At 71.8% G+C, this 26368-nt stretch carries 20 protein-coding genes and 1 pseudogene; 10 read left to right on the forward strand and 11 right to left on the reverse strand.

The genetic code is table 11. The features are described from left to right. Positions 1-304: 304 nt before the first annotated feature. The 3 genes from ACZ58V_RS00005 to thyX form a co-directional block, all read right to left on the reverse strand. Positions 305-1990 carry a ribonuclease J gene (locus ACZ58V_RS00005; RefSeq protein WP_468195300.1) on the reverse strand — a complete coding sequence of 562 codons (1686 nt, stop codon included), beginning with the start codon at positions 1988-1990 and terminating at the stop codon, positions 305-307. Between the two features lie 156 nt (positions 1991-2146). Next, a complete protein-coding gene (gene dapA, locus ACZ58V_RS00010; protein ID WP_468195297.1) occupies positions 2147-3046 on the reverse strand; it encodes a 4-hydroxy-tetrahydrodipicolinate synthase in 900 nt (299 codons plus the stop codon). A gap of 211 nt (positions 3047-3257) precedes the next feature. Then, positions 3258-3998 carry an FAD-dependent thymidylate synthase gene (gene thyX / locus ACZ58V_RS00015; RefSeq protein ID WP_468195295.1) on the reverse strand — a complete coding sequence of 247 codons (741 nt, stop codon included), beginning with the start codon at positions 3996-3998 and terminating at the stop codon, positions 3258-3260. 176 nt (positions 3999-4174) lie between these two features. Between thyX and ACZ58V_RS00020 the strand changes: the two genes are divergently transcribed. Continuing rightward, positions 4175-4414 carry a hypothetical protein gene (locus tag ACZ58V_RS00020; protein ID WP_189728212.1) on the forward strand — a complete coding sequence of 80 codons (240 nt, stop codon included), beginning with the start codon at positions 4175-4177 and terminating at the stop codon, positions 4412-4414. 112 nt (positions 4415-4526) lie between these two features. Then, complete coding sequence (locus ACZ58V_RS00025; protein WP_468195292.1) at positions 4527-5081, forward strand: hypothetical protein; 555 nt, start codon at positions 4527-4529, stop codon at positions 5079-5081. A gap of 203 nt (positions 5082-5284) precedes the next feature. Here the strand turns inward: ACZ58V_RS00025 and ACZ58V_RS00030 are convergent, their stop codons facing one another. The 5 genes from ACZ58V_RS00030 to rpsO form a co-directional block, all read right to left on the reverse strand. Continuing rightward, positions 5285-5740 (reverse strand): tetratricopeptide repeat protein, encoded by a 456-nt coding sequence (locus ACZ58V_RS00030; RefSeq protein ID WP_468195290.1) that lies wholly within the window; start codon positions 5738-5740, stop codon positions 5285-5287. A 12-nt stretch (positions 5741-5752) separates the two neighbouring features. Next, complete coding sequence (gene dapB / locus ACZ58V_RS00035) at positions 5753-6505, reverse strand: 4-hydroxy-tetrahydrodipicolinate reductase (RefSeq protein WP_471287641.1); 753 nt, start codon at positions 6503-6505, stop codon at positions 5753-5755. A gap of 29 nt (positions 6506-6534) precedes the next feature. Continuing rightward, positions 6535-7914, reverse strand: a complete 1380-nt coding sequence (locus ACZ58V_RS00040) for a M16 family metallopeptidase (protein ID WP_468195285.1) — start codon at positions 7912-7914, stop codon at positions 6535-6537. Next, positions 7911-10127, reverse strand: a complete 2217-nt coding sequence (locus tag ACZ58V_RS00045; RefSeq protein ID WP_468195282.1) for a polyribonucleotide nucleotidyltransferase — start codon at positions 10125-10127, stop codon at positions 7911-7913. The genes ACZ58V_RS00040 and ACZ58V_RS00045 overlap by 4 nt, the downstream gene beginning before the upstream one ends. 294 nt (positions 10128-10421) lie before the next feature. Then, on the reverse strand, positions 10422-10709 hold the full coding sequence (gene rpsO, locus ACZ58V_RS00050; protein ID WP_361666009.1) for a 30S ribosomal protein S15: 288 nt from the start codon (positions 10707-10709) through the stop codon (positions 10422-10424). A 297-nt stretch (positions 10710-11006) separates the two neighbouring features. Here rpsO and ACZ58V_RS00055 point away from each other — a divergent pair, with 297 nt between their 5' ends. Both ACZ58V_RS00055 and ACZ58V_RS00060 read left to right on the forward strand, forming a co-directional pair. Further along, positions 11007-11300 carry a DUF397 domain-containing protein gene (locus tag ACZ58V_RS00055; RefSeq protein ID WP_468195278.1) on the forward strand — a complete coding sequence of 98 codons (294 nt, stop codon included), beginning with the start codon at positions 11007-11009 and terminating at the stop codon, positions 11298-11300. Between the two features lie 371 nt (positions 11301-11671). Beyond that, positions 11672-11785, forward strand: a pseudogene (locus tag ACZ58V_RS00060) (hypothetical protein); the annotation flags it as partial. 23 nt (positions 11786-11808) lie between these two features. Here the strand turns inward: ACZ58V_RS00060 and ACZ58V_RS00065 are convergent. Next, positions 11809-11988, reverse strand: a complete 180-nt coding sequence (locus ACZ58V_RS00065) for a hypothetical protein (protein ID WP_471288759.1) — start codon at positions 11986-11988, stop codon at positions 11809-11811. Positions 11989-12523: 535 nt separating this feature from the next. Here ACZ58V_RS00065 and ACZ58V_RS00070 point away from each other — a divergent pair. From ACZ58V_RS00070 to ACZ58V_RS00095, 6 genes are all read left to right on the forward strand, one after another. Beyond that, entirely contained in the window at positions 12524-15526 is a 3003-nt protein-coding gene (locus ACZ58V_RS00070; RefSeq protein WP_471288706.1) for a MinD/ParA family ATP-binding protein, read from the forward strand. Between the two features lie 297 nt (positions 15527-15823). Beyond that, positions 15824-17674: an ABC transporter substrate-binding protein gene (locus tag ACZ58V_RS00075; protein ID WP_468195273.1), complete on the forward strand. Its 1851-nt coding sequence runs from the start codon at positions 15824-15826 to the stop codon at positions 17672-17674. Positions 17675-17693: 19 nt separating this feature from the next. After that, entirely contained in the window at positions 17694-18740 is a 1047-nt protein-coding gene (locus ACZ58V_RS00080) for an ABC transporter permease (protein ID WP_471287644.1), read from the forward strand. Then, positions 18737-19651: an ABC transporter permease gene (locus ACZ58V_RS00085; RefSeq protein ID WP_471287646.1), complete on the forward strand. Its 915-nt coding sequence runs from the start codon at positions 18737-18739 to the stop codon at positions 19649-19651. The genes ACZ58V_RS00080 and ACZ58V_RS00085 overlap by 4 nt, the downstream gene beginning before the upstream one ends. Then, positions 19648-20667: an ABC transporter ATP-binding protein gene (locus ACZ58V_RS00090; RefSeq protein WP_471287649.1), complete on the forward strand. Its 1020-nt coding sequence runs from the start codon at positions 19648-19650 to the stop codon at positions 20665-20667. Before ACZ58V_RS00085 ends, ACZ58V_RS00090 begins: the two co-directional genes overlap by 4 nt. Then, on the forward strand, positions 20664-21734 hold the full coding sequence (locus tag ACZ58V_RS00095; RefSeq protein WP_468195264.1) for an ABC transporter ATP-binding protein: 1071 nt from the start codon (positions 20664-20666) through the stop codon (positions 21732-21734). The genes ACZ58V_RS00090 and ACZ58V_RS00095 overlap by 4 nt, the downstream gene beginning before the upstream one ends. Here ACZ58V_RS00095 and ACZ58V_RS00100 read toward each other — a convergent pair. Beyond that, on the reverse strand, positions 21731-22684 hold the full coding sequence (locus ACZ58V_RS00100; RefSeq protein WP_471287652.1) for a bifunctional riboflavin kinase/FAD synthetase: 954 nt from the start codon (positions 22682-22684) through the stop codon (positions 21731-21733). The genes ACZ58V_RS00095 and ACZ58V_RS00100 overlap by 4 nt on opposite strands. 164 nt (positions 22685-22848) lie before the next feature. Further along, a complete protein-coding gene (locus ACZ58V_RS00105) occupies positions 22849-26244 on the reverse strand; it encodes a trypsin-like peptidase domain-containing protein (RefSeq protein WP_471287654.1) in 3396 nt (1131 codons plus the stop codon). Positions 26245-26368 lie beyond the last annotated feature (124 nt).

The raw sequence follows: 26368 nt of genomic DNA on the forward strand, positions 1-26368 counted from the left end.
CCCTCTCGGGCTTTCCTCCGGGCGCTTCCCTTCGGTCTTGCGTTTCCGACTCTATCAGATCTTTCCGATCCGATTTCCTCGGTGCTTTCCAGGTTCCCGCTTCCGCGTTTCCCTTTCCGGCGGTTCCGACTTTATCAGAAGTTTCTGAGTCGGATTTCCCCTCCCTCGGCCGAAGCATGATCCCCGGCGCTGAGTTGGCCGGGTGCCCCGTCGGGAGGAGTTGTAAACCTACTGGAGCGGGGCTCCTCGATGCAAATCGAAGAGCCCCGCTCCCAGTTGGCGCCTGCTCGGGCCCGACGGTCCGTCAGACCTCGACGACCACAGGCAGGATCATCGGCCGGCGCCGGTAGTTGTCCGAGACCCACTTGCCCAGCGTGCGGCGAACAAGCTGCTGGAGCTGGTGGGGTTCGACCACGCCGTCCTGGGCGGAGCGTTCGAGCACCTCCGTGATCCGGGGGGCCACGTCGCCGAAGGCGGAGTCCTCGATGCCGGAGCCGCGAGCCTGGATGTGGGGGCCGCCGGTGATCTTTCCGGTGGACGAGTCGATGACCAGGAAGACGGAGATGATGCCCTCGTCGCCGAGGATCCTGCGGTCCTTGAGGGCCGGCTCACCCACGTCGCCGACCGAGAGGCCGTCGACGTAGACATAGCCCGCCTGGACCTTGCCGGAGATCTTCGCCTTGCCCTCGATGAGGTCGACGACCACTCCGTCCTCGGCGATGACGATGCGGTCGTGCGGGACGCCGGTCAGGGCGCCCAGTTCGGCGTTGGCCCGCAGGTGGCGCCATTCGCCGTGCACCGGCATGAGGTTCTTCGGGCGGCAGATGTTGTAGAAGTACAGCAGCTCGCCCGCGGACGCGTGGCCGGAGACGTGGACCTTGGCGTTGCCCTTGTGGACCACGTTGGCGCCCCAGCGGGTCAGGCCGTTGATCACGCGGTAGACCGCGTTCTCGTTGCCGGGGATCAGGGAGGACGCCAGGATCACCGTGTCGCCCTGGACGATCCTGATCTGGTGGTCCCGGTTGGCCATGCGGGACAGGGCCGCCATCGGTTCGCCCTGGGAGCCCGTGCAGACCAGGACCACTTCGCTGTCCGGGAGGTCGTCGAGCGTCTTGACGTCCACGACCAGGCCCGGCGGGACCTTCAGATAACCCAGGTCCCGCGCGATGCCCATGTTGCGGACCATGGAGCGGCCGACGAAGGCGACCCTGCGGCCGTACTCGTGCGCCGCGTCCAGGATCTGCTGGATGCGGTGCACATGGCTGGCGAAGCTCGCGACGATGATGCGCTTGCGGGCGCCGGCGAAGACCTGGCGCAGGACGTTGGAAATCTCCCGCTCGGGCGGGACGAACCCCGGGACCTCGGCGTTCGTCGAGTCCGAGAGGAGGAGGTCGATGCCCTCTTCGCTCAGGCGTGCGAACGCGTGGAGGTCGGTGAGGCGGCTGTCCAGCGGGAGCTGGTCCATCTTGAAGTCGCCGGTGTGGACCGCCATGCCCGCGGGGGTGCGGATGGCCACGGCCAGCGCGTCCGGGATGGAGTGGTTGACCGCGACGAACTCGCAGTCGAAGGGGCCGATGCGCTCGCGGTGCCCTTCGGCCACCTCGAGGGTGTACGGGCGGATGCGGTGCTCCTGGAGCTTGGCCTCGATGAGGGCGAGGGTCAGCTTGGAGCCGATCAGCGGGATGTCCGGCTTCTCGCGCAGGAGGAACGGGACGCCGCCGATGTGGTCCTCGTGGCCGTGCGTGAGGACGATGCCCTCGATGTCGTCGAGGCGGTCCCTGATGGACGAGAAGTCCGGCAGGATCAGGTCGATTCCGGGCTGCTCCTCCTCGGGGAAGAGCACTCCGCAGTCGACGATCAGCAGGCGGCCGCCGTACTCGAAGACCGTCATGTTGCGGCCGATCTCACCGAGACCGCCGAGCGGGGTGACGCGCAGGCCGCCTTCGGGGAGCGGCGGGGGCGGGCCGAGTTCGGGATGCGGATGACTCAAAAGACTCTCCTCACCACACGCGCCACGTACCGGTAGGGCACGTGGCGCGCATGACGTTCGTGCAGATGCAGTTGTCTGTGTGGGGTGCGCGGGCACCGGTGGCCCGCTTATTCAGTTGTGAAGCACGCGCGCGGGGGTCCCGCGCGAAGTCTGGTGTCAGAGCTGTACCCCGCCGGCGGCAAGATCGATCTTGAGTTGCTCGATCTCTTCGGGCGCGCACTCGACCATGGGGGCGCGCAGGGGCCCGGCGGGCAGGCCCTTCAGGGCGAGCGCCGCCTTGGTCGTCATCACGCCCTGGGTGCGGAACATGCCCGTGTAGACGGGGAGCAGCTTCTGGTGGATCTCGGTGGCCTTCTGGACGTCGCCCGAGGTGTGCGCCTCGACCAGGGCACGCAGCTCGGGGGTGACCACATGGCCGACGACGGAGACGAAGCCGACCGCGCCGACGGAGAGCAGGGGGAGGTTCAGCATGTCGTCGCCGGAGTACCAGGCGAGGCCGGAGGTGGCGATGGCCCAGCTCGCGCGGCCGAGGTCGCCCTTGGCGTCCTTGTTGGCGACGATGCGCGGGTGCTCGGCGAGACGGACGAGCGTCTCGGTGTTGATCGGGACGCCGCTGCGGCCGGGGATGTCGTAGACCATGACCGGCAGGCCGGCGGCGTCGGCGATGGCCGTGAAGTGCCGGTAGAGGCCTTCTTGCGGGGGCTTGTTGTAGTACGGCGTCACGACGAGCAGGCCGTGTGCCCCGGTGCGCTCCGCGGCGCGGGCGAGTTGGATGCTGTGGTGGGTGTCGTTGGTGCCGACGCCGGCCACCACGTGGGCGCGGTCGCCGACCGCCTCCAGGACCGCCCGTACGAGATCCGCTTTCTCCGCGTCGCTGGTGGTCGGGGACTCGCCGGTGGTCCCGTTGATGACCAGGCCGTCGTTGCCTGCGTCCACCAGGTGGGTGGCGAGCCGCTGCGCGCCGTCGAGGTCGAGTGCGCCGTCCGCCTTGAAGGGCGTGACCATGGCGGTGAGGACCCGCCCGAAGGGGGTCTGCGGAGTCGAGGTCGGAGCCATGGGTTACACGCTACTCGTTGCTCAGGACCGGGTCTGCCCTAGGGGCAGGCGACAAGTCGTGACAAAGGTGGAGCCCGGCACTGCCTGCTCGGGGGTTCAAGCAGTGCCGGACCCGTTCGATCAGGCTAAGTGAACTTCTCGAAATGCCGCAATACGGACACCTCGCACGGCTGAACCGTACATCTGTACCTGATCGGGGAACCGGGCCGCGTTACGGCGCCACGCGGCCGTTCGCGTTGAAGGCGGCGTAGGTGAGCGGCATGAGCCGGGCCCACTCGGCCTCCATCTTCTCGCCCACCATCTCGATCTCACGCTGCGGGAAGGACGGGACCTTGGCCAGCTCGTGCTGGGTGCGCAGGCCGAGGAAGTGCATCAGCGAGCGGGCGTTGCAGGTGGCGTACATCGAGGAGTACAGGCCGACCGGCAGGACCGCACGGGCGACCTCGCGGGCGACGCCGGCGGCGAGCATCTCCTGGTAGGCCTCGTACGCCTGCCGGTAGGAGTCCTCCATCACACGGCCGACCAGCTCCTGCTGGGCCTGCGTGCCCTCGACGAAGACGTACTTGCCGGGACGGCCCTCCTGGACGAGCTTGCGGGACTCGTCGGGGACGTAGAAGACCGACTGGAGCTCCCGGTACCGGCCCGACTCCTCGTTGTACGACCAGCCGACCCGGTGCCGCATGAACTCGCGGAAGACGAAGATCGGGGCGCTGATGAAGAAGGTCATCGAGTTGTGCTCGAACGGGCTGCCGTGCCGGTCCCGCATCAGGTAGTTGATCAGGCCCTTGGAACGCTCGGGGTCCTTGTCCAGCTCCTCCAGGGACTGCTCGCCGAGAGTCGAGACGCGGGCGGCGAAGAGGACGTCCGCGTCGGACGCGGTGTGCTTGACCAGCTCGACGGTGACGTCGCTGCGGTAGCTGGGCTTGGGGTCGTCGGCTGGGGTGTCGGTCACGGTTGGCAGGGCCTTCCCATCTCGTCGTGTGGCGACGTCACTCTACGGCCCGTCGAAATCAGAGCCATCGGTGGCGTGCCGCAATGAAGTCGGCGAAACAGGGCACCTCTGAGGGAGTTCTTTCGTCTCTACTGATGAAAGTGATCCGTTCCACCTCCGAAGGAGAAGCACCCCTGATGTTCGGTCGGCGTGAACCCGTACCGTTTGCCTTCGTCGCCGAGGCCGACAGGTTCCGCAGCAATATCACTCCCCCACCGCGTGAGCGGCTGTCGGTCAGCCAGAAGGCCGGGCGCTGGCTGATGGGCCTGACCATCGTGGCGGGGCTTGTGGGTTCCCTGGTCATCGGGACACCCGCACTGACAGTCGAGCGCCCGGACTCGCATCCGCAGCAGTCGCAGGCGTCCCAGAACCATTGAGCCACCGCGGGCCGGCGGTGACTCCGTCCGGCCCCCTGCCAGTGGTGACCGCGGAAGCAGATCGGTAGCCTCACCGGGCACAGCCCACGCATGGATCGAGTGAGGACCAGCCGTGCCCCTGCCCTTCCTGACGGCCGACCGCGTTTTCGACGCGGCGGACGACGTTCCGCTGCCGCACGAGGACCGTGACACCTGGCGGCGGCCGTACCGCCCCGGGCCGTGGCGGGTGGGGGCGGCGGCGCTGGCGCTGCTGCTCGCCTCGTTCGTGCTCTTCGCCGCGGTCATCATCGCGGCGACGGCCGAACCGGCCTCGGCCGGGCTGGTCTTCGCTCTCGCGCTGCTCGTCATCGTCGGAGCGCTGCGGCTGCTGCGCATGGGCGTGTGGGTGAGCGCGCGCGGGCTGCGGCACGTGGGTTTCCTCACGACGCGTACGGCGCCCTGGGCGCAGGTCGTCTCGGTGCGCACGGTGCAGCAGCCGGTGCGCTGGCTGGGACTCCCCCGGACCCTGCAGGGCCAGGCGCTGCTGCTCGTCCGGCGAGGACAGGCCGCGGACGGTGTGCCGCCGCTGCTGACGACGCACAACGCGGACTTCCTGGGCCGGACGGAGGCCTTCGAGCGGGCGGCCGACGCGGTGGGGGCATGGGCCGACGAGTACGGCCCGCGCTGACGTCCTGATGACATGCCGGCGGGGGGGGGGGGGGGGGGGGGGGGGGGCGGGGGGGGGGGGGGGGGGGGGGGAGAGGGGGGGGGGGGGGTGGACCCCCCCCCCCCCCCCCCCCCCCCCCCCCCCCCCCCCCCCCCCCCCCCCCCACCCCCACCCCCCCCCCCCCCCCCCCCCCCCCCCCCCCCGCCGGCATGTGTGGGTGCGGCTCAGGCGGCTTCGGGCTGCCTGCCGTCGTGCAGGGCGATCGCGCGTTGCATCGCCTTGCGGGCGCGCGGGGTGTCGCGGGCGTCGTGGTAGGCGACGGCCAGGCGGAACCAGGTGCGCCAGTCGCCGGGGGCGGCCTCCGTCTCGGCCTTGCGCCGGGCGAAGACCTCGTCGGCCGAGTCCCGGTCGATGCGCCCGCTGGGGGTGCGCTTCAACTCGTCGACGGGCAGACCGCCCTCGGCGTCGAGTTCGGCGGCGAGCTGATTGGCCCTGCGGACGAACTGCGTGTTCTTCCACAGGAACCACAGGCCGATGACCGGCAGGATCAGCACCGCGACGCCGAAGGTGACGGTGAGGGGCGTACCGGTCTCGATGAGCAGGACGCCGCGGCTGCCGACCAGGACGAAGTAGACGACCAGGACGGCGGCCGTGAGGGCGTAGGTGAGCTTCGCGCGCATGACGTCAGGGGCTCAGCTCAGGTCCAGGAAGTGTTCCAGGCCGAAGGTCAGGCCAGGGACGCTCCCCACACGGCGGGCGCCGAGCAGGATGCCCGGCATGAAGCTGCTGTGGTGGAGCGAGTCGTGCCGGACCGTCAGGGTCTCGCCCTCCGCGCCGAGCAGGACCTCCTGGTGGGCCAGCAGACCGCGCAGCCGGACGGCGTGCACCGGTACGCCGTCGACGTCGGCGCCGCGGGCGCCTTCCAGGGCGGTGGTCGTGGCGTCGGGGGCCGGGGCGGTGCCGGCGGTCCGGCGGGCGTCGGCGATGAGCTGGGCGGTGCGCGTGGCGGTGCCGGAGGGGGCGTCCACCTTGTTCGGGTGGTGCAGCTCGACGACCTCGACGGACTCGAAGTACGGGGCGGCGAGCTGCGCGAACTTCATGGTCAGGACGGCCCCGATGGAGAAGTTCGGCGCGATGAGCACGCCGGTCTCCGGGGACTTCGCCAGCCAGCCGTTCAGCTGCGCGAGGCGCTCGTCGGTCCAGCCGGTGGTGCCGACGACCGCGTGGATGCCGTGGCGTACGCAGTAGTCGAGGTTGGCCATGACCGAGTCGGGCGTGGTCAGTTCGACCACGACCTGGGCGCCGGTCTCGGCCAGGGTCTCCAGCTTGTCGCCCCGGCTCAGGGCGGCGACGAGTTCCATGTCCTCGGCGGCCTCGACGGCTCGAACGGCTTCCGAGCCGATCCGGCCCTTGGCGCCGAGGACCGCCACACGCAGCTTGCTCATCTCTTGTGCTTCCTTCACCAGGGGGTTCGTCAGGCGACGGCGTCGTGCAGGCGGGCCGCCTGTTTGTCCTTCAGCGGGCCGATGACCGACAGGGAAGGCCGCCGTCCCAGGATCTCGCGGGCGACCGAGCGGACGTCGTCCGGGGTGACCGACGTTATCCGGGCCAGCAGGTCGTCGACGGACATCTGCTCGCCCCAGCACAGCTCGCTCTTGCCGATACGGTTCATCAGCGCGCCGGTGTCCTCGAGGCCGAGGACCGTGGAGCCCTGGAGCTGGCCGATGGCGCGCCCGATCTCGTCGTCGGACAGACCGTGCTCGGCGACCTGGTCGAGTTCGTCGCGGCAGATCTTCAGCACGTCGTGCACCTGCGACGGCCTGCACCCGGCGTACACGCCGAAGAGGCCGCAGTCGGCGAAGCCGGAGGTGTACGAGTACACGCTGTAGGCCAGGCCGCGCTTCTCGCGCACCTCCTGGAAGAGGCGGGACGACATGCCGCCGCCGAGCGCGGTGTTGAGCACGCCCAGGGCCCAGCGGCGCTCGTCCGTGCGGGACAGGCCCGGCATACCGAGCACGACGTGCGCCTGCTCGGTCTTGCGGTCGATCAGCTCGAGGCGGCCCGCGGTGCGCAGGGCGCGCCGGCCGCCGCGCGGGGCGACGGGCTCGGCGCTCGGTTCCCTGAAGGCTCCGGCCTTCTCGAAGGCGGCACGGACCTGCCGTACGACCTTGGCGTGGTCGACATTGCCCGCACAGGCGACCACGAGGTGGGTCGGGTCGTAGTGCTTCTTGTAGAAGCGGCGGATGCGGTCGGCGGTGAGGGCGTTGACCGTGTCGACCGTGCCGAGGACCGGGCGGCCGAGGGGGTTGTCACCGAACATCGTGTGCGCGAACAGGTCGTGCACGCAGTCGCCCGGGTCGTCCTCGGTCATGGCGATCTCTTCGAGGATCGCGCCCCGCTCGACGTCGACGTCCTCCTCGAGGATGCGGGAGCCCGTGAGCATGTCGCAGACGACGTCGATGGCGAGCGGCAGGTCGGTGTCGAGCACGCGCGCGTAGTAGCACGTGTACTCCTTCGCCGTGAACGCGTTCATCTCGCCGCCGACCGCGTCGATCGCGGCGGAGATGTCCAGGGCGGACCTGCGGTCGGTGCCCTTGAAGAGCAGGTGCTCCAGGTAGTGCGTGGCGCCGTTCAGAGCCGGGGTCTCGTCGCGGGAGCCGACGTGCGCCCAGATGCCGAAGGTGGCGGAGCGGACCGAGGGCAGGGTCTCGGTGACGATGCGCAGGCCGCCGGGGAGGGTGGTCTTGCGGACCGTGCCGATGCCGCCTGTGCCCTTGATCAGGGTTTGGGTACGGGCGACGGCCCGCGCCTCCGAGGAGGTGCGGGCCGTCGCCTTGGAGCTACTCGACGTCACTTGTCGGTGTCGTCCTTCGTCTCATCGTTCTCTTCGCCCTCGATGACCGGGATCAGGGAGAGCTTGCCGCGGGAGTCGATCTCGGCGATCTCGACCTGGACCTTGTGGCCCACACCGAGGACGTCCTCGACGTTCTCCACGCGCTTGCCGCCGGCGAGCTTGCGGATCTGCGAGATGTGCAGCAGACCGTCCTTGCCCGGCAGCAGGGACACGAACGCGCCGAAGGTGGTCGTCTTCACGACCGTACCCAGGTAGCGCTCGCCGACCTCCGGCATGGTCGGGTTGGCGATGCCGTTGATCGTGGTGCGGGCGGCCTCGGCGGACGGTCCGTCGACCGCGCCGATGTAGATCGTGCCGTCGTCCTCGATCGTGATGTCGGCGCCGGTGTCCTCCTGGATCTGGTTGATCATCTTGCCCTTGGGGCCGATGACCTCGCCGATCTTGTCCACGGGGATCTTGACGGTGATGATCCGCGGGGCGTTCGGGGACATCTCGTCCGGCGTGTCGATCGCTTCCATCATCACGTCGAGGATGTGGAGGCGGGCGTCACGGGCCTGCTTGAGGGCGGCGGCCAGGACGGAGGCCGGGATGCCGTCCAGCTTGGTGTCGAGCTGGAGGGCGGTCACGAAGTCCTTCGTGCCGGCGACCTTGAAGTCCATGTCGCCGAAGGCGTCCTCCGCACCGAGGATGTCGGTGAGGGTGACGTAGTGCGTCTCGCCCTCGATCTCCTGGGAGATCAGGCCCATGGCGATGCCGGCGACGGGGGCCTTGAGCGGCACACCGGCGTTCAGCAGCGACATGGTGGAGGCGCAGACCGAGCCCATGGACGTCGAGCCGTTGGAGCTCAGCGCCTCGGAGACCTGGCGGATCGCGTAGGGGAACTCCTCGCGCGTCGGCAGGACCGGCACGAGGGCGCGCTCGGCGAGCGCGCCGTGGCCGATCTCGCGGCGCTTCGGGGAGCCGACGCGGCCGGTCTCGCCGGTGGAGTACGGCGGGAAGTTGTAGTTGTGCATGTAGCGCTTGCGCGTCACCGGCGACAGCGTGTCGAGCTGCTGCTCCATGCGGAGCATGTTCAGCGTCGTGACGCCCAGGATCTGGGTCTCGCCACGCTCGAACACGGCGGAGCCGTGGACCCGCGGGATGGCCTCGACCTCGGCGGCCAGGGTGCGGATGTCGGTGACACCGCGGCCGTCGATGCGCTTCTTCTCCTTGATGACGCGCTCACGGACCAGGGTCTTGGTCAGCGAGCGGTACGCGGCGGAGATCTCCTTCTCGCGGCCCTCGAACTCCGGCAGGAGCTTCTCGGCGGCGAGCGCCTTGACGCGGTCCAGCTCGGACTCGCGCTCCTGCTTGGCGGCGATCGTCAGCGCGGAGGCGAGCTCCGGCTTGACGGCGGCGGTGAGGGCCTCGAGAACGTCGTCCTGGTAGTCCAGGAAGATCGGGAACTCGCCGGTGGGCTTGGCGGCCTTGGCGGCGAGGTCCGACTGGGCCTTGCAGAGCACCTTGATGAAGGGCTTCGCGGCGTCCAGACCGGCGGCGACGACCTCCTCGGTCGGCGCCTCGGAGCCGCCCTCGACCAGCTTGATGGTCTTCTCGGTGGCCTCGGCCTCGACCATCATGATCGCGACGTCGCCGTCCTCCAGGGTGCGGCCCGCGACGACCATGTCGAAGACGGCGTCCTCGAGCTCGGAGTGCGTCGGGAAGGCCACCCACTGGCCGTTGATCAGCGCGACGCGGACGCCGCCGATCGGGCCGGAGAAGGGCAGGCCGGCCAGCTGCGTGGACGCGGAGGCGGCGTTGATCGCCACGACGTCGTACAGGTGGTCGGGGTTGAGCGCCATGATCGTGGCGACGACCTGGATCTCGTTGCGCAGGCCCTTCTTGAAGGACGGGCGCAGCGGGCGGTCGATCAGCCGGCAGGTGAGGATGGCGTCCTCGGAGGGACGGCCCTCACGGCGGAAGAAGCTGCCGGGGATCTTGCCGGCGGCGTACATCCGCTCCTCGACGTCCACCGTCAGGGGGAAGAAGTCGAGCTGGTCCTTGGGGTTCTTGGAGGCGGTGGTGGCCGACAGCACCATGGTGTCGTCGTCCAGGTACGCCACGGCGGAGCCGGCGGCCTGCTTGGCCAGGCGGCCCGTCTCGAAGCGGATGGTGCGGGTGCCGAAGGCGCCATTGTCGATGACGGCCTCGGCGTAGTGGGTCTCGTTCTCCACTAGCGTTATCTCCTCGTCCTCGTCTCGGCTGCCCGTGTGGCAGGGAGACGGTTGCGGAGAGCGCGCCGTGCTGTGCGGGCCGGTCTTCGATCGAAGCCCTCGGGGCTCGCATTCCCCCGGGGGCCACTACCGAGGACCGGCGGCGGCTAGGTGCGCTTCTCCTCGTTCTGGGTCGTACGTCCTGTGTCGTACGACATGCGTTGTGCTACCACACTACAAAGGGGCGGCGACACTACGCACGTACAGCAAAGGGAGCGGTCCCCTTTCCCCGGGAACCGCTCCCCTCACGACGTCTTACTTGGCGCCCGCCGCACCACGGCGGATGCCGAGGCGGTCGACCAGCACACGGAAGCGCTGGATGTCCTTCTTCGCCAGGTACTGGAGAAGGCGGCGACGCTGACCCACGAGGATCAGCAGGCCACGGCGGGAGTGGTGGTCGTGCTTGTGGGTCTTGAGGTGCTCGGTCAGGTCGGAGATCCGACGCGACAGCAGAGCGACCTGGACCTCGGGGGAGCCGGTGTCACCCTCCTTGGTACCGAACTCGGACATGATCTGCTTCTTCGTAGCGGCGTCGAGCGACACGCGTACTCCTCATGGTCTGTAAAGGGCCACCGAGTGCCCCCGGTCTGCATCTCGGGGGAGCTTCCGTGACTCGGAAGGCGGGATCCGCTGGGCGCGGCCTCCAGGGCGGTGAGCCCCGGGGGTGCGTACACAAACGGCCGTCGACCAGGGTACCAGGCGGTCAGGGGCGTCTTTGCCCTGGTCTCCCAACCCCCCGGACAGGGCGGAGGGGGCCACTAGGGTGAGCGGGTTCGGATCGTTGGCACGTCGATGATCCGGACTTCGGGAACGGGTACGTCGGGAAGGGGTCGCTGCGGCATGGCGGAGACGGCTGAGGAGATCAAGGCACGCAAGGAGCGGGAGCGGGACGAGCTCTACGCCCTCGACATCTCCGGTGTCGAGTGGCACAGCGCGCCGGGCACCGAGGAGCACGAGGAGCGGGTCGAGATCGCGTACCTGCCCGAGGGGGCCGTGGCCATGCGGTCCTCGCTCGACCCGGACACGGTGCTGCGCTACACCGAGGCGGAGTGGCGGGCGTTCGTGCTGGGGGCGCGGGACGGGGAGTTCGACTTGGAGCCGGGGGCGCGCGACGGAGGGCCGCAAGCCGGGTAGTAGGTCCAGCGGGTTTACGAGGGGTGAGCGACCACCGGCTCACCCCTCGTCGCGTTCCGCGGACGGGTCCGCGTCCCTCAAGCCGCCTACGAGGCAAGGCGGTTCGACATTCTTCACAGGTATCGCCCTTTTTGTTCACCAAAGTGAGTGCTGCGTATGTCAGTTCTGAGCACCTTCCGGGCGGGTTGTGACGCGACGGACGGGTGCTCGGGGGTGGACGGGCCTGCCGAGGCGGGGCTTGTGGTGATTAGGCTGGGACGGGGGCGCGACGTCAGAACCCGTGGAGTGGGCGTCGGTGTCCCAGGGGGAAGCGGGGGAGTTTGTGGATTCGGACGACCTCGGACGACAAGCAAGGGTCGCCCCAGCACGGCATGAGGGTGCTCGACCACACCAGGAGGAACACTGTGAGCAGCGATCGGGACGGGATCCGCGGGGGCTGGGCGACACCCGGCGATGACCAGCCCGACGCGGAGTCCGCAGCAGAGGTGACGGGCGAGTTCACCATCGACTACGCGCCGCCCGCCTGGTACACGCAGAACGCCTCGGCGAGTTCGAGCTCGGGGCAGGGGGCGGGTGCGTCCGAGGACTCCAGCGCTTCGGGGGCGCCCGCGAGTTCCGGGGGTTCCGGGGCGCCGACGGGGGCTTCCGGGGCGCCGAAGGGGCCGGTGCCGCCGCTGCCGGGGCTCACTCCGCCGCCGCACGCGAATGCTTCTGCCGGGACCTCGTCCCTTCCGGGGCAGACCTCTGGCCCGTCTCAGACTCCGGCTCCCGCGCCCGGGGCGCCTTTCACGCCGCCCGCGCCGGCGCCCGCTCCTGGCGCTCCGTTCACGCCGCCCGCTCCCGCGCCGGGCACGCCCTTCACACCGCCCGCGCCCTCTGGGGAGGGTCCTTCCGCCGTTCCCAGGCTTCCGATGAAGGGCGGTTTCGAGCCGCAGGTGTCGCAGCCGCAGGGGCGGCCCGAGACGCCCGCCGCGGATCCGGCCTCTCCTACGGCCGTGCCGAACATCCCCGTCGGTGGGTTCCAGGCGCAGTGGACGCCGTCGGCTCCGCCGGAGACCCCGGTCGCGCCTGCCACTCCGGAGCAGCCTCCGGTGGCTCCCGCCGCTTCGGAGGTTCCGGCGACGCCGCCTAATCCGGATGCCGCGGACACTCCGGCTGCTCCGGACACTCCCGCTGCTGGGGAAGCCGAGTCGGGGAACGGAGACCTGGAGAGCGGTGCCACCATGCGCTTCTCCGCCGTCGCCCTGAAGCGGGAGATCGCGGAGCGTGCCGCCGAGGCGGAGGTCGAGGCCCGGCTGGAGGCGGTGGACGAGGAGCAGGACGAGGACGAGGTCGAGGACGCGGACTCGGGCGGTGACGTCGAGGGTGCGCCCTCTGATGACGCCGACGAGGACGGTGACGGCGTCGCCTCCGAGCCTGCGGATGCGGTGGACTCGGTTGACGTGGCTGACGTGTCCGGTGCGGACGCCCCTGCCTCCGATGATGCCGAAGACGAGGACGAGGCTTCGGAGGATGCGGCAGCGGAGGCCGCCGAACCGCAGGACTGGGTGCCTGCGCCCCCGGCGCCGCCCGCGCCCGTGGATGCCGTGCCTGCGGATGAGGACTCCGCCGCACCCGAGCCGGCCGACGCGGAGCCCGACGACACTCCTCCTGCGGACGCCCAGGCCGTGAGCTCCGAGCTTGTCGACGCGGAGCCCTCGGACGCCGCGCCTGCCGACGCCGCTCCCGAGGACAGCGTTCCGCAGGACTCCGCCGGGCCGGGCGCGACCGACGCCCCGCCCGCCTGGACTCCCCCGGCCCCGCAGGGCGTGCCGCCGCTGCCGCCGTCGTACCAGCCGGCCGCACCGGCGCCCGCGGGCCAGTGGCCCGCGCAGCCGCAGGCACAGCCCACGGATCCGGACGCGCCGGCGCAGCCGCAGCCGACGGCCGCGCAGGGGCAGCCGCCCGTGCCGCCCCAGCCGTCGGTACCGGCCCAGCAGCCGCCGTTCCAGCCGCAGGCACCACAGCCCGCGCCTGCCGCCTGGAACCAGCAGGCCGCACCCACGCCGCCGCACCAGCCGCCCGCCCAGCCCGCACCGCAGCCCGGGGGCTACGGCTTCCCGCAGCAGGGCGGTCCGGCCCCGGCCGCGCCCAACGCACAGGGTGGCTACGGCTTCCCGCAGCAGGGCGCACCCGCTCCGGCGGCCCAGCAGCCCGGCACCCCGCCGACCCCCGCACCCAGCCCGCAGGGCGGCTACGGCTTCCCGCACCCGGGCGCACCAGCCCCTGCCGCACCCAACGCCCAAGGCGGCTACGGCTTCCCGCACCCCGGCGCCCCGGCCCCGGCCCCGGCCGCTCAGCAGCCCCCGGCCCAGCAGCCGGCGGTTCCGCCGGCCCCCGCACCCAACCCGCAGGGCGGCTACGGCTTCTCCCAGCAGGGCGCACCCGCCCCGGCGGCCCAGCAGCCCCCGGCGCAGCAGCCCGACACCCCGCCGGCCCCCGCACCCAACCCGCAGGGCGGCTACGGCTTCCCGCAGCAGGGCGCACCCGCCCCGGCAGGGCCCGACCCCCAGGGCGGCTACGGCTTCCCTCAGCCCGGTGCCCCCAACGCCCAAGGCGGCTACGGCTTCCCCCAGCAGCCCCCGGCCCAGCCCCAGCCGCAGGCCGGCATGCCCCCGCAGGCGCAGCCGCCGCACGCGCAGCCGCCGCACCCCGGCCAGGCCGAGCAGCCGGTGCATCCCGGGCAGCAGCCCGTGGACCCGCGGACCGGGGCCGCCTGGCCGCAGCCCATGCAGCACGACCAGCGGCAGCCGACCAACCCCGGGGCCGCTCCGCTCGGTTACACCGCTGCCGTGGAGCTGTCGTCCGACCGGCTGCTCAACAGCAAGAAGCAGAAGGCGAAGAGCAGCCGCCCGGCGGCCGGTGGCGGTCGGTTCAAGATCGGTGGCAAGAAGGAGGAGGCCGAGCGGCAGCGGAAGCTGGACCTGATCCGCACGCCCGTGCTGTCCTGCTACCGGATCGCCGTGATCAGCCTCAAGGGCGGCGTGGGCAAGACGACCACCACCACCGCCCTCGGCTCCACGCTCGCCACGGAGCGGCAGGACAAGATCCTCGCGATCGACGCCAACCCGGACGCCGGCACCCTCGGGCGCCGTGTGCGGCGGGAGACCGGGGCCACCATCCGTGACCTGGTCCAGGCGATCCCGCACCTCAACTCGTACATGGACATCCGGCGCTTCACGTCCCAGGCTCCGTCCGGGCTGGAGATCATCGCCAACGACGTCGACCCGGCCGTGTCCACGACCTTCAACGACGAGGACTACCGGCGCGCGATCGACGTGCTGGGCAAGCAGTACCCGGTGATCCTCACCGACTCCGGCACCGGTCTGCTCTACAGTGCCATGCGCGGTGTGCTGGACCTCGCCGACCAGCTCATCATCATCTCGACCCCGTCCGTGGACGGCGCGAGCAGCGCGAGCACGACGCTGGACTGGCTGTCCGCGCACGGGTACTCCGACCTCGTCTCGCGGTCCCTCACCGTCATCTCCGGTGTGCGCGAGACCGGCAAGATGATCAAGGTCGAGGACATCGTGTCGCACTTCGAGACGCGCTGCCGCGGCGTCGTCGTCGTGCCGTTCGACGAGCATCTCTCCGCCGGTGCCGAGGTCAACCTCGACATGATGCGGCCGAAGGTGCGGGAGGCGTACTTCAACCTCGCGGCGCTGATCGCCGAGGACTTCACCCGCCACCAGCAGGCGCACGGCCTGTGGACCTCCGACGGCAACCCGCCGCCGGTGGCCGCCCCGCCGCTGCCCGGCCACCAGGCCCCGGGCCAGGCCCCGTACCCCGGCCAGCCGGGCCCCGACCAGCAGGTTCCCGGACAGCCGATCCCGGGCCAGCCGGGCCCGTACCCGCAGCAGCCACAGCCCGGCCAGCCGTACGCCCAGCCCGGACAGCCATACGCCCAGCCCGGACAGCCGTACCCCCAGCCGGGCCAGCCCCCGGCCCAACCGGGTCAGCCGTATCCGCAGGCCGCGGGCCAGCCGCCGTACCCGCAGCCCGGCCAGCCGGGCGCGTACCCGCAGCAGCCGCAGCCCGGGCAGCCGCCGTACGCCCAGCCCGGGCAGCCCCCGGCCGCGCCCCCGCAGCCGGGCTACGGCTACCCCCAGCAGGGCCAGCCGGGTCAGCCCGGCTACCCGGCTCAGCCCGATGGTCAGACTCCGCCGCCTCCGCCTCCGACGCAGTAATCGCCTCACCCGATCGGCCCCTTTCGAGGGGCCGATCCCCTTCCTGGCCCGCGCCGTTCCCACTCGGCGCGGGCTTCGGCGCGTTCAGGGGCGAAATCCGTTGCCAGCCCCTGGCCAGGAGGGCGTCAGTGGTCTCGACCAATGAGTGCGGAAAGCTCGCCAATTCGTTATTTCCGCAGGCCACAAGGGGTGAACGCGCCGTTGACGGGTGGAGACGGCCGCTGATACACACTCATCAAACGTCTGACAGCTGATCAACCCGTCCTTCCCGTCCGAGCGATGACGCGAGGTCCGACCATGGGCACGAACGATCAGACACGCAGCCTCCCGCGCGGCCTCCGGCTCGTCGCCGTGGCCGGGGCGGCCGCGCTCACCCTCACCGCCGGGCTCGCCACCCCGCTCGACCCGGCGCCCCAGCAGGCCCGGGCGGCCGACGACGGCAAGGTGCTGACCGTCGCGGTGGCGCAGAGCGTGGACTCGCTCAGCCCGTTCCTGGCGGTCCGGCTGCTCAGTACGAGCATTCACCGGCTCATGTACGAGTACCTGACCAACTACGACCCCAAGGACAACCACGCCATCCCGGGCCTGGCCACCAAGTGGGAGTCGTCGCCGGACAAGCTGACCTGGACGTACACGATCCGCTCGAACTCCAAGTGGTCGGACGGCAAGCAGGCCACCGCCGAGGACGCGGCGTGGACGTTCAACAAGATGATGACCGACGAGGGCGCGGCCACGGCCAATGGCAGCTACGTCGGCAACTTCAAGAAGGTGACGGCCCCGAGCCCCACCAAGCTGGTCGTCGAGCTGAAGAAACCGCAGGCCACGATGGTCTCCCTCGATGTGCCGATCGTGCCGAAGCACGTGTGGGAGAAGGTCTCTGACTTCTCCGAGTTCAACAACGACAAGAGCTTCCCCGTCGTCGGGAACGGGCCGTTCACGCTGACCGGTTACAAGGCCGACAGCTATGTCCGGCTCAAGGCCAACAAGGGCTTCTGGCGCGGGACGCCGAAGTTCGACGAGCTGGTCTTCCGCTACTACAAGGACCAGGACGCGGCGGTGTCGGCGCTGCGCAAGGGCGAGGTGTCGTTCGTCGCCGGGTCGCCGTCCCTGACCCCCGCTCAGGCGGCGTCCCTGGAGGGCGCGGACAACATCCAGGTCAACGACGCCCCCGGCCGCCGCTTCTACGCCCTCGCCACCAACCCGGGCGCGAAGGCCAAGAACGGCAAGAAATTCGGCGACGGCCACCCCTCCCTGCTGGACCAGCGGGTGCGCAACGCGCTGTTCATGGCCGTCGACCGCGAGGCCATCATCGAAAAGGTGTTCCAGGGACACGCCGTCGAGGGCGAGGGCTACATCCCGCCGCGCTTCTCGCAGTACTACTGGAAGCCGTCCGCGGACCAGAAGCTGGCGTACGACCCGGCCGAGGCGGCCCGGCTGCTCGACCAGGCGGGTTACAAGAAGAACGGCGACGGCAAGCGCGTCGGCAAGGACGGCAAGCCCATCAGCTACCGCGTGCTGTGCCACGCCACCGACCCGAACGACAAGGCGGTCGGCAAGTACCTCCAGGAGTGGTGGGGCGCGCTCGGCATCGGCGTCCAGCTCAACTGCCTGGACAACGTGACCGACCCCTGGCTCGCCGGGAAGTACGACCTGGCGTTCGACGGCTGGTCGGTCAACCCCGACCCGGACTTCGTGATGTCCATCCACACCTGCGGCGCCCTCCCGGCGACCCCCGAGGACACGGGTGCCACCGACAACTTCATCTGCGACAAGAAGTACGACGAGCTCTACGCCCGGCAGCTCGCCGAGTACGACCCCGCCAAACGGGCGGACATCGTCCAGCAGATGGAGTCGCGGCTGTACGACCTCGGGTACATGAACGTCATGGCGTATCCGAACGCGGTCGAGGCCTTCCGGACGGACCAGATCAAGTCGATCACCACCATGCCGGCGAAGGCGGGGAACATCTACGGCCAGGACGGCTACTGGAGCTGGTGGTCGGCGGTCCCGGCGGACTCCGGCGGGTCGTCGGAGAACGCGTCGTCCACGGTGGTCGTGGTCGGGGTTGTCGCCGTTGTCGTGCTCCTCGCCGGGCTCGGCGGTTTCGCTGTCATGCGGCGGCGGGCCACCGCCGAGGACCGCGAGTAGCGCGGGCGAGCGGGCACACATGACCGCCGACGCGACACCCGCGCTGGTCGAGGAGAGGGAACCGGCGGCCGGGCCCCGGGTACGCAAGGGCTCCGCGTACCCGCGGTACCTGGCGGGCAAGGTGGCCGGGGCCGCCGTATCGCTGCTGGCCGTGCTCGTCACCAGCTTCTTCCTCTTCCGGCTGATCCCCGGCGACCCGGTGAAGACCATGACGGGCGGCCGTCAGGTGTCGGCCGAGCAGCTGGCCGCCTATCGCAGGGAGTTCGGGCTCGACCTGCCGCTGTGGCGGCAGTTCACCGACTACTGCGGAAAGGCGCTCACGGGCGACTTCGGGACGTCGTACCAGTTCCGCTCGCCCGTCGTCGACAAGATCACCGAGGCGCTGCCGAACACCCTGCTGCTCACCGGGACCGCCTTCGTCCTGTACACCGCGCTGGGCATCTTCCTCGGCACGCGCTCGGCGTGGCGGCGCGGCACGGCCGGGGACCGGGTCAACACCGGTCTCGCGCTGACGCTGTACTCCATCCCGTCCTTCTGGCTCGGGCTGCTGCTGATCATCGTGCTGTCGGTGGGCATCGGCCCGCTCCCCGGGATGTTCCCCACCGGCGGCATGGAGTCGGGCGGCGAGGAGGGCTTCGCGTACGTCCTCGACGTGGCACACCATCTGGTGCTGCCGGTGGCGACGCTGGTGGCGGTGGAGTACGGGCAGACGCTGCTGGTCACGCGGTCGGCGCTGCTGGACGAGATGGGCAGCGACTATCTGACGACCGCGCGGGCCAAGGGGCTGCGCGACGACCTCGTACGGCGCCGGCACGCCGTGCCGAACGCGCTGCTGCCGACCGTGACGCTGATCTTCATCAACCTCGGCCGGACGGTGGCGGGTGTGATCCTCGTGGAGACGGTGTTCTCCTGGCCCGGACTCGGCGGGCTGTTCTACCAGGCGCTGAGCGTGCCCGATCTGCCGCTGGTGCAGGGCCTGTTCTTCGTGTTCGCCGCCGCGGTGATCGTGATGAACACCCTCGCCGACCTGGTCTATCCGCTGCTGGACCCCCGGGTGGCCCGATGACGACGACGACCGAGACGGCCCTGAGCCCGCGCGCCCTCGCCCGGCAGCGCCGCCGGGCCTCCGTCGCGCGCTTCTGGCGGCAGTACCGCGCCGAGCGGGCGGGGCTGTACGGCCTGACCGCGCTCGCGCTGTGCGCGCTGCTGGCGTTGTTCGCGCCGCTGTTCGTCGGCTCGGACGTGAGCAGCGTGACCGAAGCGCCGGGGCGTCCGATGCAGAGCCCGAGCGCCGAGTTCCCGCTCGGCACCGACCAGTTCGGCCGCGACCTGCTGGGCCTGGTGATCTGGGGCTCGCGGGTGTCGCTGCTGGTCGGGCTGCTCGCCGCCGTGCTGTCGGTGGCGATCGGCACGCTGATCGGGGTGACGGCCGGGCATTTCAAGGGCTGGTACGCGACGGTGATGATGCGGATCACCGACTGGTTCCTGGTCATGCCGACGCTGGTGCTGGCGATCGCCCTGGCCACCGTGATGTCCCGCTCGCTGACCACGACCGTCGTGGCGATCGGCGTCACCACCTGGCCGACCACGGCCCGGCTGGTGCGGGCGCAGACGCTGGCGGTGGAGACCCGGCCGTACATCGAGCGGGCCAAGGCGCTCGGCGGCGGGCACCGGCACATCATGTCCCGGCACGTCCTGCCCAACGTCATGCCGCTGGTGCTGGCCCAGACGACCCTGATCATCTCCACCGCGATCCTCGCCGAGGCGACGCTCGCCTTCCTCGGCCTGGGCGATCCGACGATCGTGTCCTGGGGCGGGCTGCTCCAGGACGCGCGGGAGGCGGGCGCGGTCAGCGCCGGGGACTGGTGGTACCTGGTGCCGCCGGGCATCGCCATCGCCGTGGTGGCGCTGGCGTTCACGCTGTGCGGACGGGCCGTGGAGTCCGTCCTCAACCCCAGACTGGGGGTGTCGCGTTGAGTCTGCTCGACGTCAGGGATCTGACGGTGACGTACGCGGGCGGGGCGGCCGCCGTGCGCGGCGTCGACCTGCGCCTGGACGCGGGCCAGAAGCTCGGCCTGGCCGGCGAGTCCGGCTGCGGCAAGTCCACACTGGCGCTGGCCCTGCTGCGGCTGCTGCCGACGGGCACCCGGATCAGCGGGGAGGTGCTCCTCGACGGCGAGGACGTGCTGACGATGAAGTGGGGCCGGGTACGGGCGGTCCGCTGGGCAGGGGCCTCCGTCGTCTTCCAGGGCGCGATGCACTCCCTGAACGCCGTGCACCGCATCGGCGACCAGATCGCCGAGCCGATCCTGCTGCACAGGAAGGCGACTCCGACCGGGGCGAAGAAGAAGACCGGCGAGTTGCTGGAGCAGGTGGGCCTGCCCGCCGCCCGCGCGGACGCCTACCCGCACGAGCTGTCCGGCGGCCAGCGCCAGCGCGTCATGATCGCCATGGCGCTGGCCTGCGACCCCCGGCTGGTCATCGCCGACGAGCCGACCACCGCGCTCGACGTGATGATCCAGGCGCAGATCCTCCGGCTCATCGAACAGCTCGTGGCCGACCAGGACCTCGGTCTGATCATGATCAGCCACGACCTCGCGGTCCTCGCCGACACCTGCGACCGGCTCGCGGTGATGTACGCGGGCCGGGTGGTCGAGGAGGGCCCGGCCGCCGAGGTATACGAGAACGCCCGGCACCCGTATGCCAGGGCCCTGTCGGCAGCGTTCCCGCGCATCGGCGACCCGGCCTCCCGCTTCGCGCCGCAAGGACTGGCGGGCGACCCGCCCGACCCGTCCGCGCTGCCGTCCGGCTGCACGTTCCATCCCCGGTGTCCGGTGGCACTGGAGTCCTGCGCCGAGGGGGACCCGGAGCTGCGGGAGGCGGGGCCGGAACGCCGCGCGGCGTGCGTCCTGGTCGGCCGGCCGGCTGACGAGGCCCACGAGGCCCGCGAAGAACCTGATGCCATGGAGGAAGCGAGGCCCGGCACGCCATGACCATGTCCCCCACGGCATCCGACGTCACCACGGCACCCCTGCTCAGTGCCCAGGGCCTCTACGTCACGTTCCCCGGCCGGCACGGCGGGCCCCGGGCCCGCGCGGTGGACGGGGTGGACCTCGACATCCGGCCCGGCGAGATCGTCGCGCTGGTCGGCGAGTCCGGCTGCGGCAAGACGACCCTGGCCCGCGCGCTGCTGGGCCTGGTCGAGCCGACCGCGGGCCGGGTCACCTTCGACGGACGCCCGCTGGAGTACTCCGGCCGGTCCCTGAAGGCATACCGCAAGCGCGTCCAGCTGGTCCTGCAGGACCCGAGCGGCTCGCTCAACCCACGGCACACGGTGTACGACGCGGTCGCGGAGGGGCTGCGCATCCACGGCTACGGCGGCGACGAACGGACCGCGGTCGCCGAGGCCCTGTCCCGGGCCGGGCTACGGCCCCCCGAGCGCTTCTTCCTGCGCTATCCGCACGAGCTGTCCGGCGGGCAGCGCCAGCGGGTCGTCATCGCGGGCGCGCTCGTCCTGGAACCCGAACTCCTCGTCGCCGACGAGCCGGTGGCGTCCCTGGACGCCTCCGTACGCGGTGAGATCCTCGCCCTGCTGCTGCGGCTGCGCACCGAGCTCGGCCTGTCCGCGCTGGTCGTCACGCACGACCTGGGACTGGCGTGGAACATCGCCGACCGGGTCGCCGTGATGTATCTGGGCCGGATCGTGGAGACGGGCGCGGTGGAACAGGTACTGACCGCACCCCGTCATCCGTACACCCAGGCACTGCTGTCCGTGCTCCCGGAGGCCCCGGGCACCCCGGTGGTCCTCACCGGCGAGCCCCCGGACCCGTCACGTGTACCGAACGGCTGCCGCTTCCACGCCCGCTGCCAGATCCTGGCCACCGGCGAGGCGGCCCGGGCGGGCGTGGCAGACGCGTGCAGAGGCCAGGACCTGGAGGTGCTGAGCGGGAGCGGGGAGTCGCAGGTCGCTTGTCACTGGGCGGTTTCGGCCCGACTCAGGGGCGCGGGGAACTGCGCGACCAGCCCCACACCACCCGCGGACGGCACACGAAAGGCCTAGACAGCCCCCTCGGCCGCCACCAACTCCCTGCACTTCTTGACGTCCTGCCCCATCTGCTCCAGCAACGCGTCAAGCGTGTCGAACTTGGCCTGCCCCCGCACAAAGGCCAGAAAATCAACGGCGACATGCAACCCGTACAGATCCAGCCCGACCCGGTCGATGGCATACGCCTCCACCGTGCGCTCGGTCCCCTCGAACTGCGGATTCGTACCGACGGAGATCGCGGCCGGCATCACTTCGCCCTGGGCATGCAGCCAGCCGGCATACACACCGTCGGCCGGGATGGCCGTGTGCGGCAGCGTCTCGACATTGGCCGTCGGGAAGCCCAGCTCGCGCCCGCGCTGGGCGCCTCGGACGACAACACCCTCGACCCGGTGCGGCCGGCCCAGGATCTCCCCCGCGCCCTCGACATCGCCCTCGCGGACCAACCGCCGGGTCAGCGTGGAGGAGAACGGCTCCCCGCCGCCCGCCTCACCCGTCACGTACAGGTCGACGACCTCGACCTCGAAGTCGTAGGTCTTGCCCTGCGTGGCCAGGAACTCCACGTTGCCGGCGGCCTTGTGCCCGAAACGGAAGTTGGGGCCCTCGACGACGGCCTTGGCGTGCAGCTTGTCGACGAGCACCTTGACGACGAAGTCCGCCGGGGAGAGCTTCGAGAACTCGGTGGTGAAGGGGAGGATGAGCACCGCGTCCACGCCCAGGTCGGCCATGAGTTCGGCGCGGCGGTGGTGCGGGGCGAGCAGCGGAGGGTGGCTGCCGGGCCGGACGACCTCGCTGGGGTGCGGGTCGAAGGTGACGACGACGGCGGGCACCCCCAGCTCCCGGGCGCGGTTCACGGCATGCCGGATGATCAGCTGGTGTCCGCGGTGGACTCCGTCGTAGGAGCCGATGGTGACGACGCTGCGCCCCCAGTCCTGGGGGATGTCCTCCAAGCCACGCCAGCGCTGCACTGTGCCTGCTCCTTGTCGAAAGCTCGTCGAACCGTGTCCGTGGTTGTCCGTGGTTGCCTCGTGCGCAGGTCTAAGGGTGCCATGCCGCTTGCCTCCGGCCCGCATCGGCATGGGCTGTGACAGGACGCACGACGCCCGGGCCGGTCCGGCCCGGCGCCATCCTGTCAGGCGGGGACGCGTACGCCCGCCAGGTTCTCGATCATCCGGTGCGAGCTGGGCCCGACCACCGCCGCCCACTCCTCGGGCGCGTCGGCCAGCCAGCCGGCCGCGCGGGCGGCGAATCCGGGCACGTGCCGGCCCAGATCGACCAGGGCGCGGTCGAAGCGGCCGGCGCCCTCCGGGGTGCGCACGAGGAGCAGGCCGACGCGGTGGACGATGTCGCGCAGGTCGTCGCCGCTGTTCCGGGCGGCGGCCTGGAGCAGCGCGTCCAGCACGTCGGTGTCGTGCTCGCGGGCCAGGAGCGCGTCGCGCAGTTCGCGGCGCAGCGGGCGGGAGGCGGGGATGCCGGGCGGGGTGAGGACGGCGGCGAGGGCGCACCGCAGCCGTACCGTCCCGCCGTCCAGCAGGCCGGTGACCAGGGGCAGCAGCACGGCCCGGGCTTCAGGGCCCCGGTCGAGCCGCTGGTCGACGTACGCGGCCAGTTGCCCGGCGAGTTCCGGCCGCAGCTCCGCCGCCTCCCGGACCAGTGCGGCGACCCGCCGGGCCAGGCCGGGCGGGGTGGCGTCGGCGAGCGCCCGCAGCGCCTCCTCCGCGTCCGGCCGCCGCAGCCGCTCCGCGAAGGCGCCGAGGACCGGCTCGGGGTGGGCCAGGAGGGCGCGGGCCGGCACGTCCTGGGGGAAGCGCGGGTCGCCCGCCGCGAAGCACTCCAGCGCCCGTGGGAGGTACTTGGCCCGGGTGTGCGGGTCCTGGACGAGGAGGGCGAGTGCGCCCCCGTGCAGGGCGTGGCCTGTGGGGCGGGCGAGCAGGGCGAGGGCCGCGTAACGCAGGAGGGCGCGGTCCTCTCCTGTGCTCACGTGCGGTGCGACACGGAGTCCGTGCGCCACCGCGGCGTCCCGGCGCGCGGGCCGCTCGTCGAGCGCCCAGCGGTCCACGGCCCGGCACATCGCCGACGGTTCCTCCTCGGCCAGCACGGCGAGCAGTTCGTCGGCCCGCGGGTGCGCGCGGTCGACGAGCACGTCCGTCAGCTCGTCCAGGGCCCGCCCTCGGTGGGTGTGCAGCAGCGCCTGGGCGGCCGTGGCCACGGTCGCGTGCGGGGTGGCGGGCAGCGGTCGCTCGTCGTCGAACCAGTCGGCGAGCAGCGGTTGCACGCCCGTGGGGTCGGCGGTGAGCAGCCGCGCCACGGCGTCGAGGAAACGGGGACCGGCCTCGCACGGCGGGCCGTCGGCGTGGACCAGCCGTCGCAGCAGCCCGAGGCGCACGTCCTGCGGCAGCCGTAAGCCGGTCCAGAAGGTGGGCCCGACCTCCTCCGGCACGGGCCGCTCCTGCCGCCGCCAGGCCACGATCCGGTCGGCGAGCAGCCGCAGCACCTCGGTGTACGGCGTCGCGTCGGGCACGGCCGACAGGGTCCCGGCGAGCAGCCGGGCGGCCCACCAGGACCGCGGGTCGGCGTCCAGAGCGTGCACCAGGTCCGCCAGCCGGGAGGCCGACCGACCGGTGCCGTGCTGGCGGGCGAGGAACAGCAGGGCCTGGACCACGGGCCCGATGCGATGGTGCGGCACGGGGTCGGGCTGCGGTTCCCCGCGGCGGTGGACGAGGGCCCGGAGGGCCTCGTCGAGGTCGAGGTGCATGCCCTGGAGCCAGTCGGCGAGTTCCTCGTGGGTGAAGCGGTAGCCGGGTCCGGCGGGCACGAGCAGGCCCTCGGCGAGGACGGCCTGCCCCCAGCCGGTACCGCCGCCGAGCCGCGCGGGGGCGGGCCCCCACGGGAAGACCGCCTCGAATGCCTCCCGGTCCACATCCCCCGGCCCGGGGCCGAGGCCGCGCCGGGCGGCCTCGTGCACCTGTCCGGCGACCTTGGCGGCCAGCCGGCGTACGGCGGTGCCGCGCAGGCCGTTCCCGGCGGCCAGCCGGGCGGCGATGCGCAGGGACATCAGGTCCAGGTAGGCCGCGAAGACGTCGTGCCGGTCGAGGGTGGCGGCGGGCGCGTCGGGGGCATCGGCGAGGGCGGTGCGGATCTCGGCGAGCAGCCGAAGGGCCAGGGGATGCCGGGCGTCGGTGTCGGCGAGGGCGCCGTCCGGGATGCCGTGCCGCAGGCGGGCCTCCCGGGCCTCGTCCTCGGTGAGATCGCCGAGGCGTACACACGCGGGCCGCGCTTCCGCACCGGCCGGCGCGTGCAGTACCCCGGCCGGGAACGGCGCCCCCTCCCAGTACTCCGCCCGGCACGCCACGACCAGCCGTACTCCCGTCTCCCGCAGCCACCGCACCGTCCCGTCCGTCCAGGTGGCCAGACGGCGTGCCAGGGGCGGCGGCATCTCCTCGGGAGCGTCCAGGAGGAGCAGCAGCGGGCGGCCGAAGGCGCGGGCGAGGCCGGCCAGGCGCTCGGGCGTGGTGTCGCCCAGGTCGGCCGGGAAGGGGGCGCGGTCGGCCGCCACGGCCAGGGCGGCCCCGGCCAGCACCCGGCTCGCCGCGTCCGCCACCGACGCGTCGTCGTCCCGCAGTTCGGACCCGCGCAGCCGGAGCGTGGGGTGCCCGCTGCGGTCCCGGCGGGCCGCGAGCGCCGCGAGTTCCGTCGTACGACCGCTGCCCGGCGGCCCGACAAGGCCGAGGACGGCGGCCGGGCCTTCCGTGAAGGCGCTGAACTCGGCCGCCGCAGCCGCCCGTTCGACCGGTTCCGGAAGGCGGACAGGGCCGTCCTGGGCCACCGATGTGCCGGTCAGCTCCAGCACTCCGGCCAGGTTGAGGTCGGCGCCGTACGCGGGGACCGTCGCCGCGTTCTCGGCGAGCAGTTCGGCGAGCGGGCCCGCCGCTCCGGGGACCCGTGGGTGCAGCGGCACGGCGAACCCGACGTCGCTGTGGTCGGAGCTGAGCGCCGTACCGAGCACGCCGACGACGGCACCGGTCGCGGCGTCGAGCACGGGGCCGCCGGCCGCTCCGCCGGCCGGCCGCAGTGCGTCCCGCCCTGCCGTGCCGACCGCCAGCTCCAGCGCGTCGAGACGGTGGACCTGGTTCACGGCCGTGTACGTCGCGGTGGCCGAGCCCAGGACACGTGCCTCGCGCCAGCCGCCGGCGGCGATCCGTACGTACGTGCCGGTCCGGGTCCCGTCCCGCACGGTTACCGGCATCGGAGGCACATCGAGGCCGTCGGTGTGTACGAGGGCCAGGTCCAGGGCGGGCAGCGGGGTGACCGCGTCGGCGGTCACGACACGGCGGCGGTCCCCGGCCCCGCACAGGACGAACCGGGGCAGTCCGTCGACAGCCTCGTGGCTGGTGACGAGCGTGCCGTGGTGGTCGGCCAGGAAGCCGGTGCCGCGGGGGCGGCCGGCGAGGTCGTGGATCCGGACGAGGGCTTCTTCGGGGGCCCGGCCCGCCTGCTCCGCTGCCGCCGTTGCCTGATCCGACGCCATCGTCGAGCCTCCCCGCCGTACACCCGTGCCCTCGCGTGTTCGACGGTAGGGGCGAGATGATCAGCGGGACAGGCCGCTCGGCGAAAGCGCCCCCTTCCGCTCCCCCCGTTCACTCCGAGCGCCC

This window comes from Streptomyces sp. NPDC040589, from assembly GCF_055594445.1.

Coding starts and splice junctions, on each gene's coding strand:
- ACZ58V_RS00085 (WP_471287646.1), top strand. CDS start 18,737: ATGACGACGACGACCGAGACGGCCCTGAGCCCGCGCGCCCTCGCCCGG.
- ACZ58V_RS00030 (WP_468195290.1), bottom strand. CDS start 5,740: ATGCGCGCGAAGCTCACCTACGCCCTCACGGCCGCCGTCCTGGTCGTC.
- dapA (WP_468195297.1), bottom strand. CDS start 3,046: ATGGCTCCGACCTCGACTCCGCAGACCCCCTTCGGGCGGGTCCTCACC.
- dapB (WP_471287641.1), bottom strand. CDS start 6,505: ATGAGCAAGCTGCGTGTGGCGGTCCTCGGCGCCAAGGGCCGGATCGGC.
- ACZ58V_RS00020 (WP_189728212.1), top strand. CDS start 4,175: ATGTTCGGTCGGCGTGAACCCGTACCGTTTGCCTTCGTCGCCGAGGCC.
- ACZ58V_RS00105 (WP_471287654.1), bottom strand. CDS start 26,244: ATGGCGTCGGATCAGGCAACGGCGGCAGCGGAGCAGGCGGGCCGGGCC.
- ACZ58V_RS00070 (WP_471288706.1), top strand. CDS start 12,524: ATGCGCTTCTCCGCCGTCGCCCTGAAGCGGGAGATCGCGGAGCGTGCC.
- ACZ58V_RS00055 (WP_468195278.1), top strand. CDS start 11,007: ATGGCGGAGACGGCTGAGGAGATCAAGGCACGCAAGGAGCGGGAGCGG.
- ACZ58V_RS00075 (WP_468195273.1), top strand. CDS start 15,824: ATGGGCACGAACGATCAGACACGCAGCCTCCCGCGCGGCCTCCGGCTC.
- ACZ58V_RS00080 (WP_471287644.1), top strand. CDS start 17,694: ATGACCGCCGACGCGACACCCGCGCTGGTCGAGGAGAGGGAACCGGCG.
- ACZ58V_RS00095 (WP_468195264.1), top strand. CDS start 20,664: ATGACCATGTCCCCCACGGCATCCGACGTCACCACGGCACCCCTGCTC.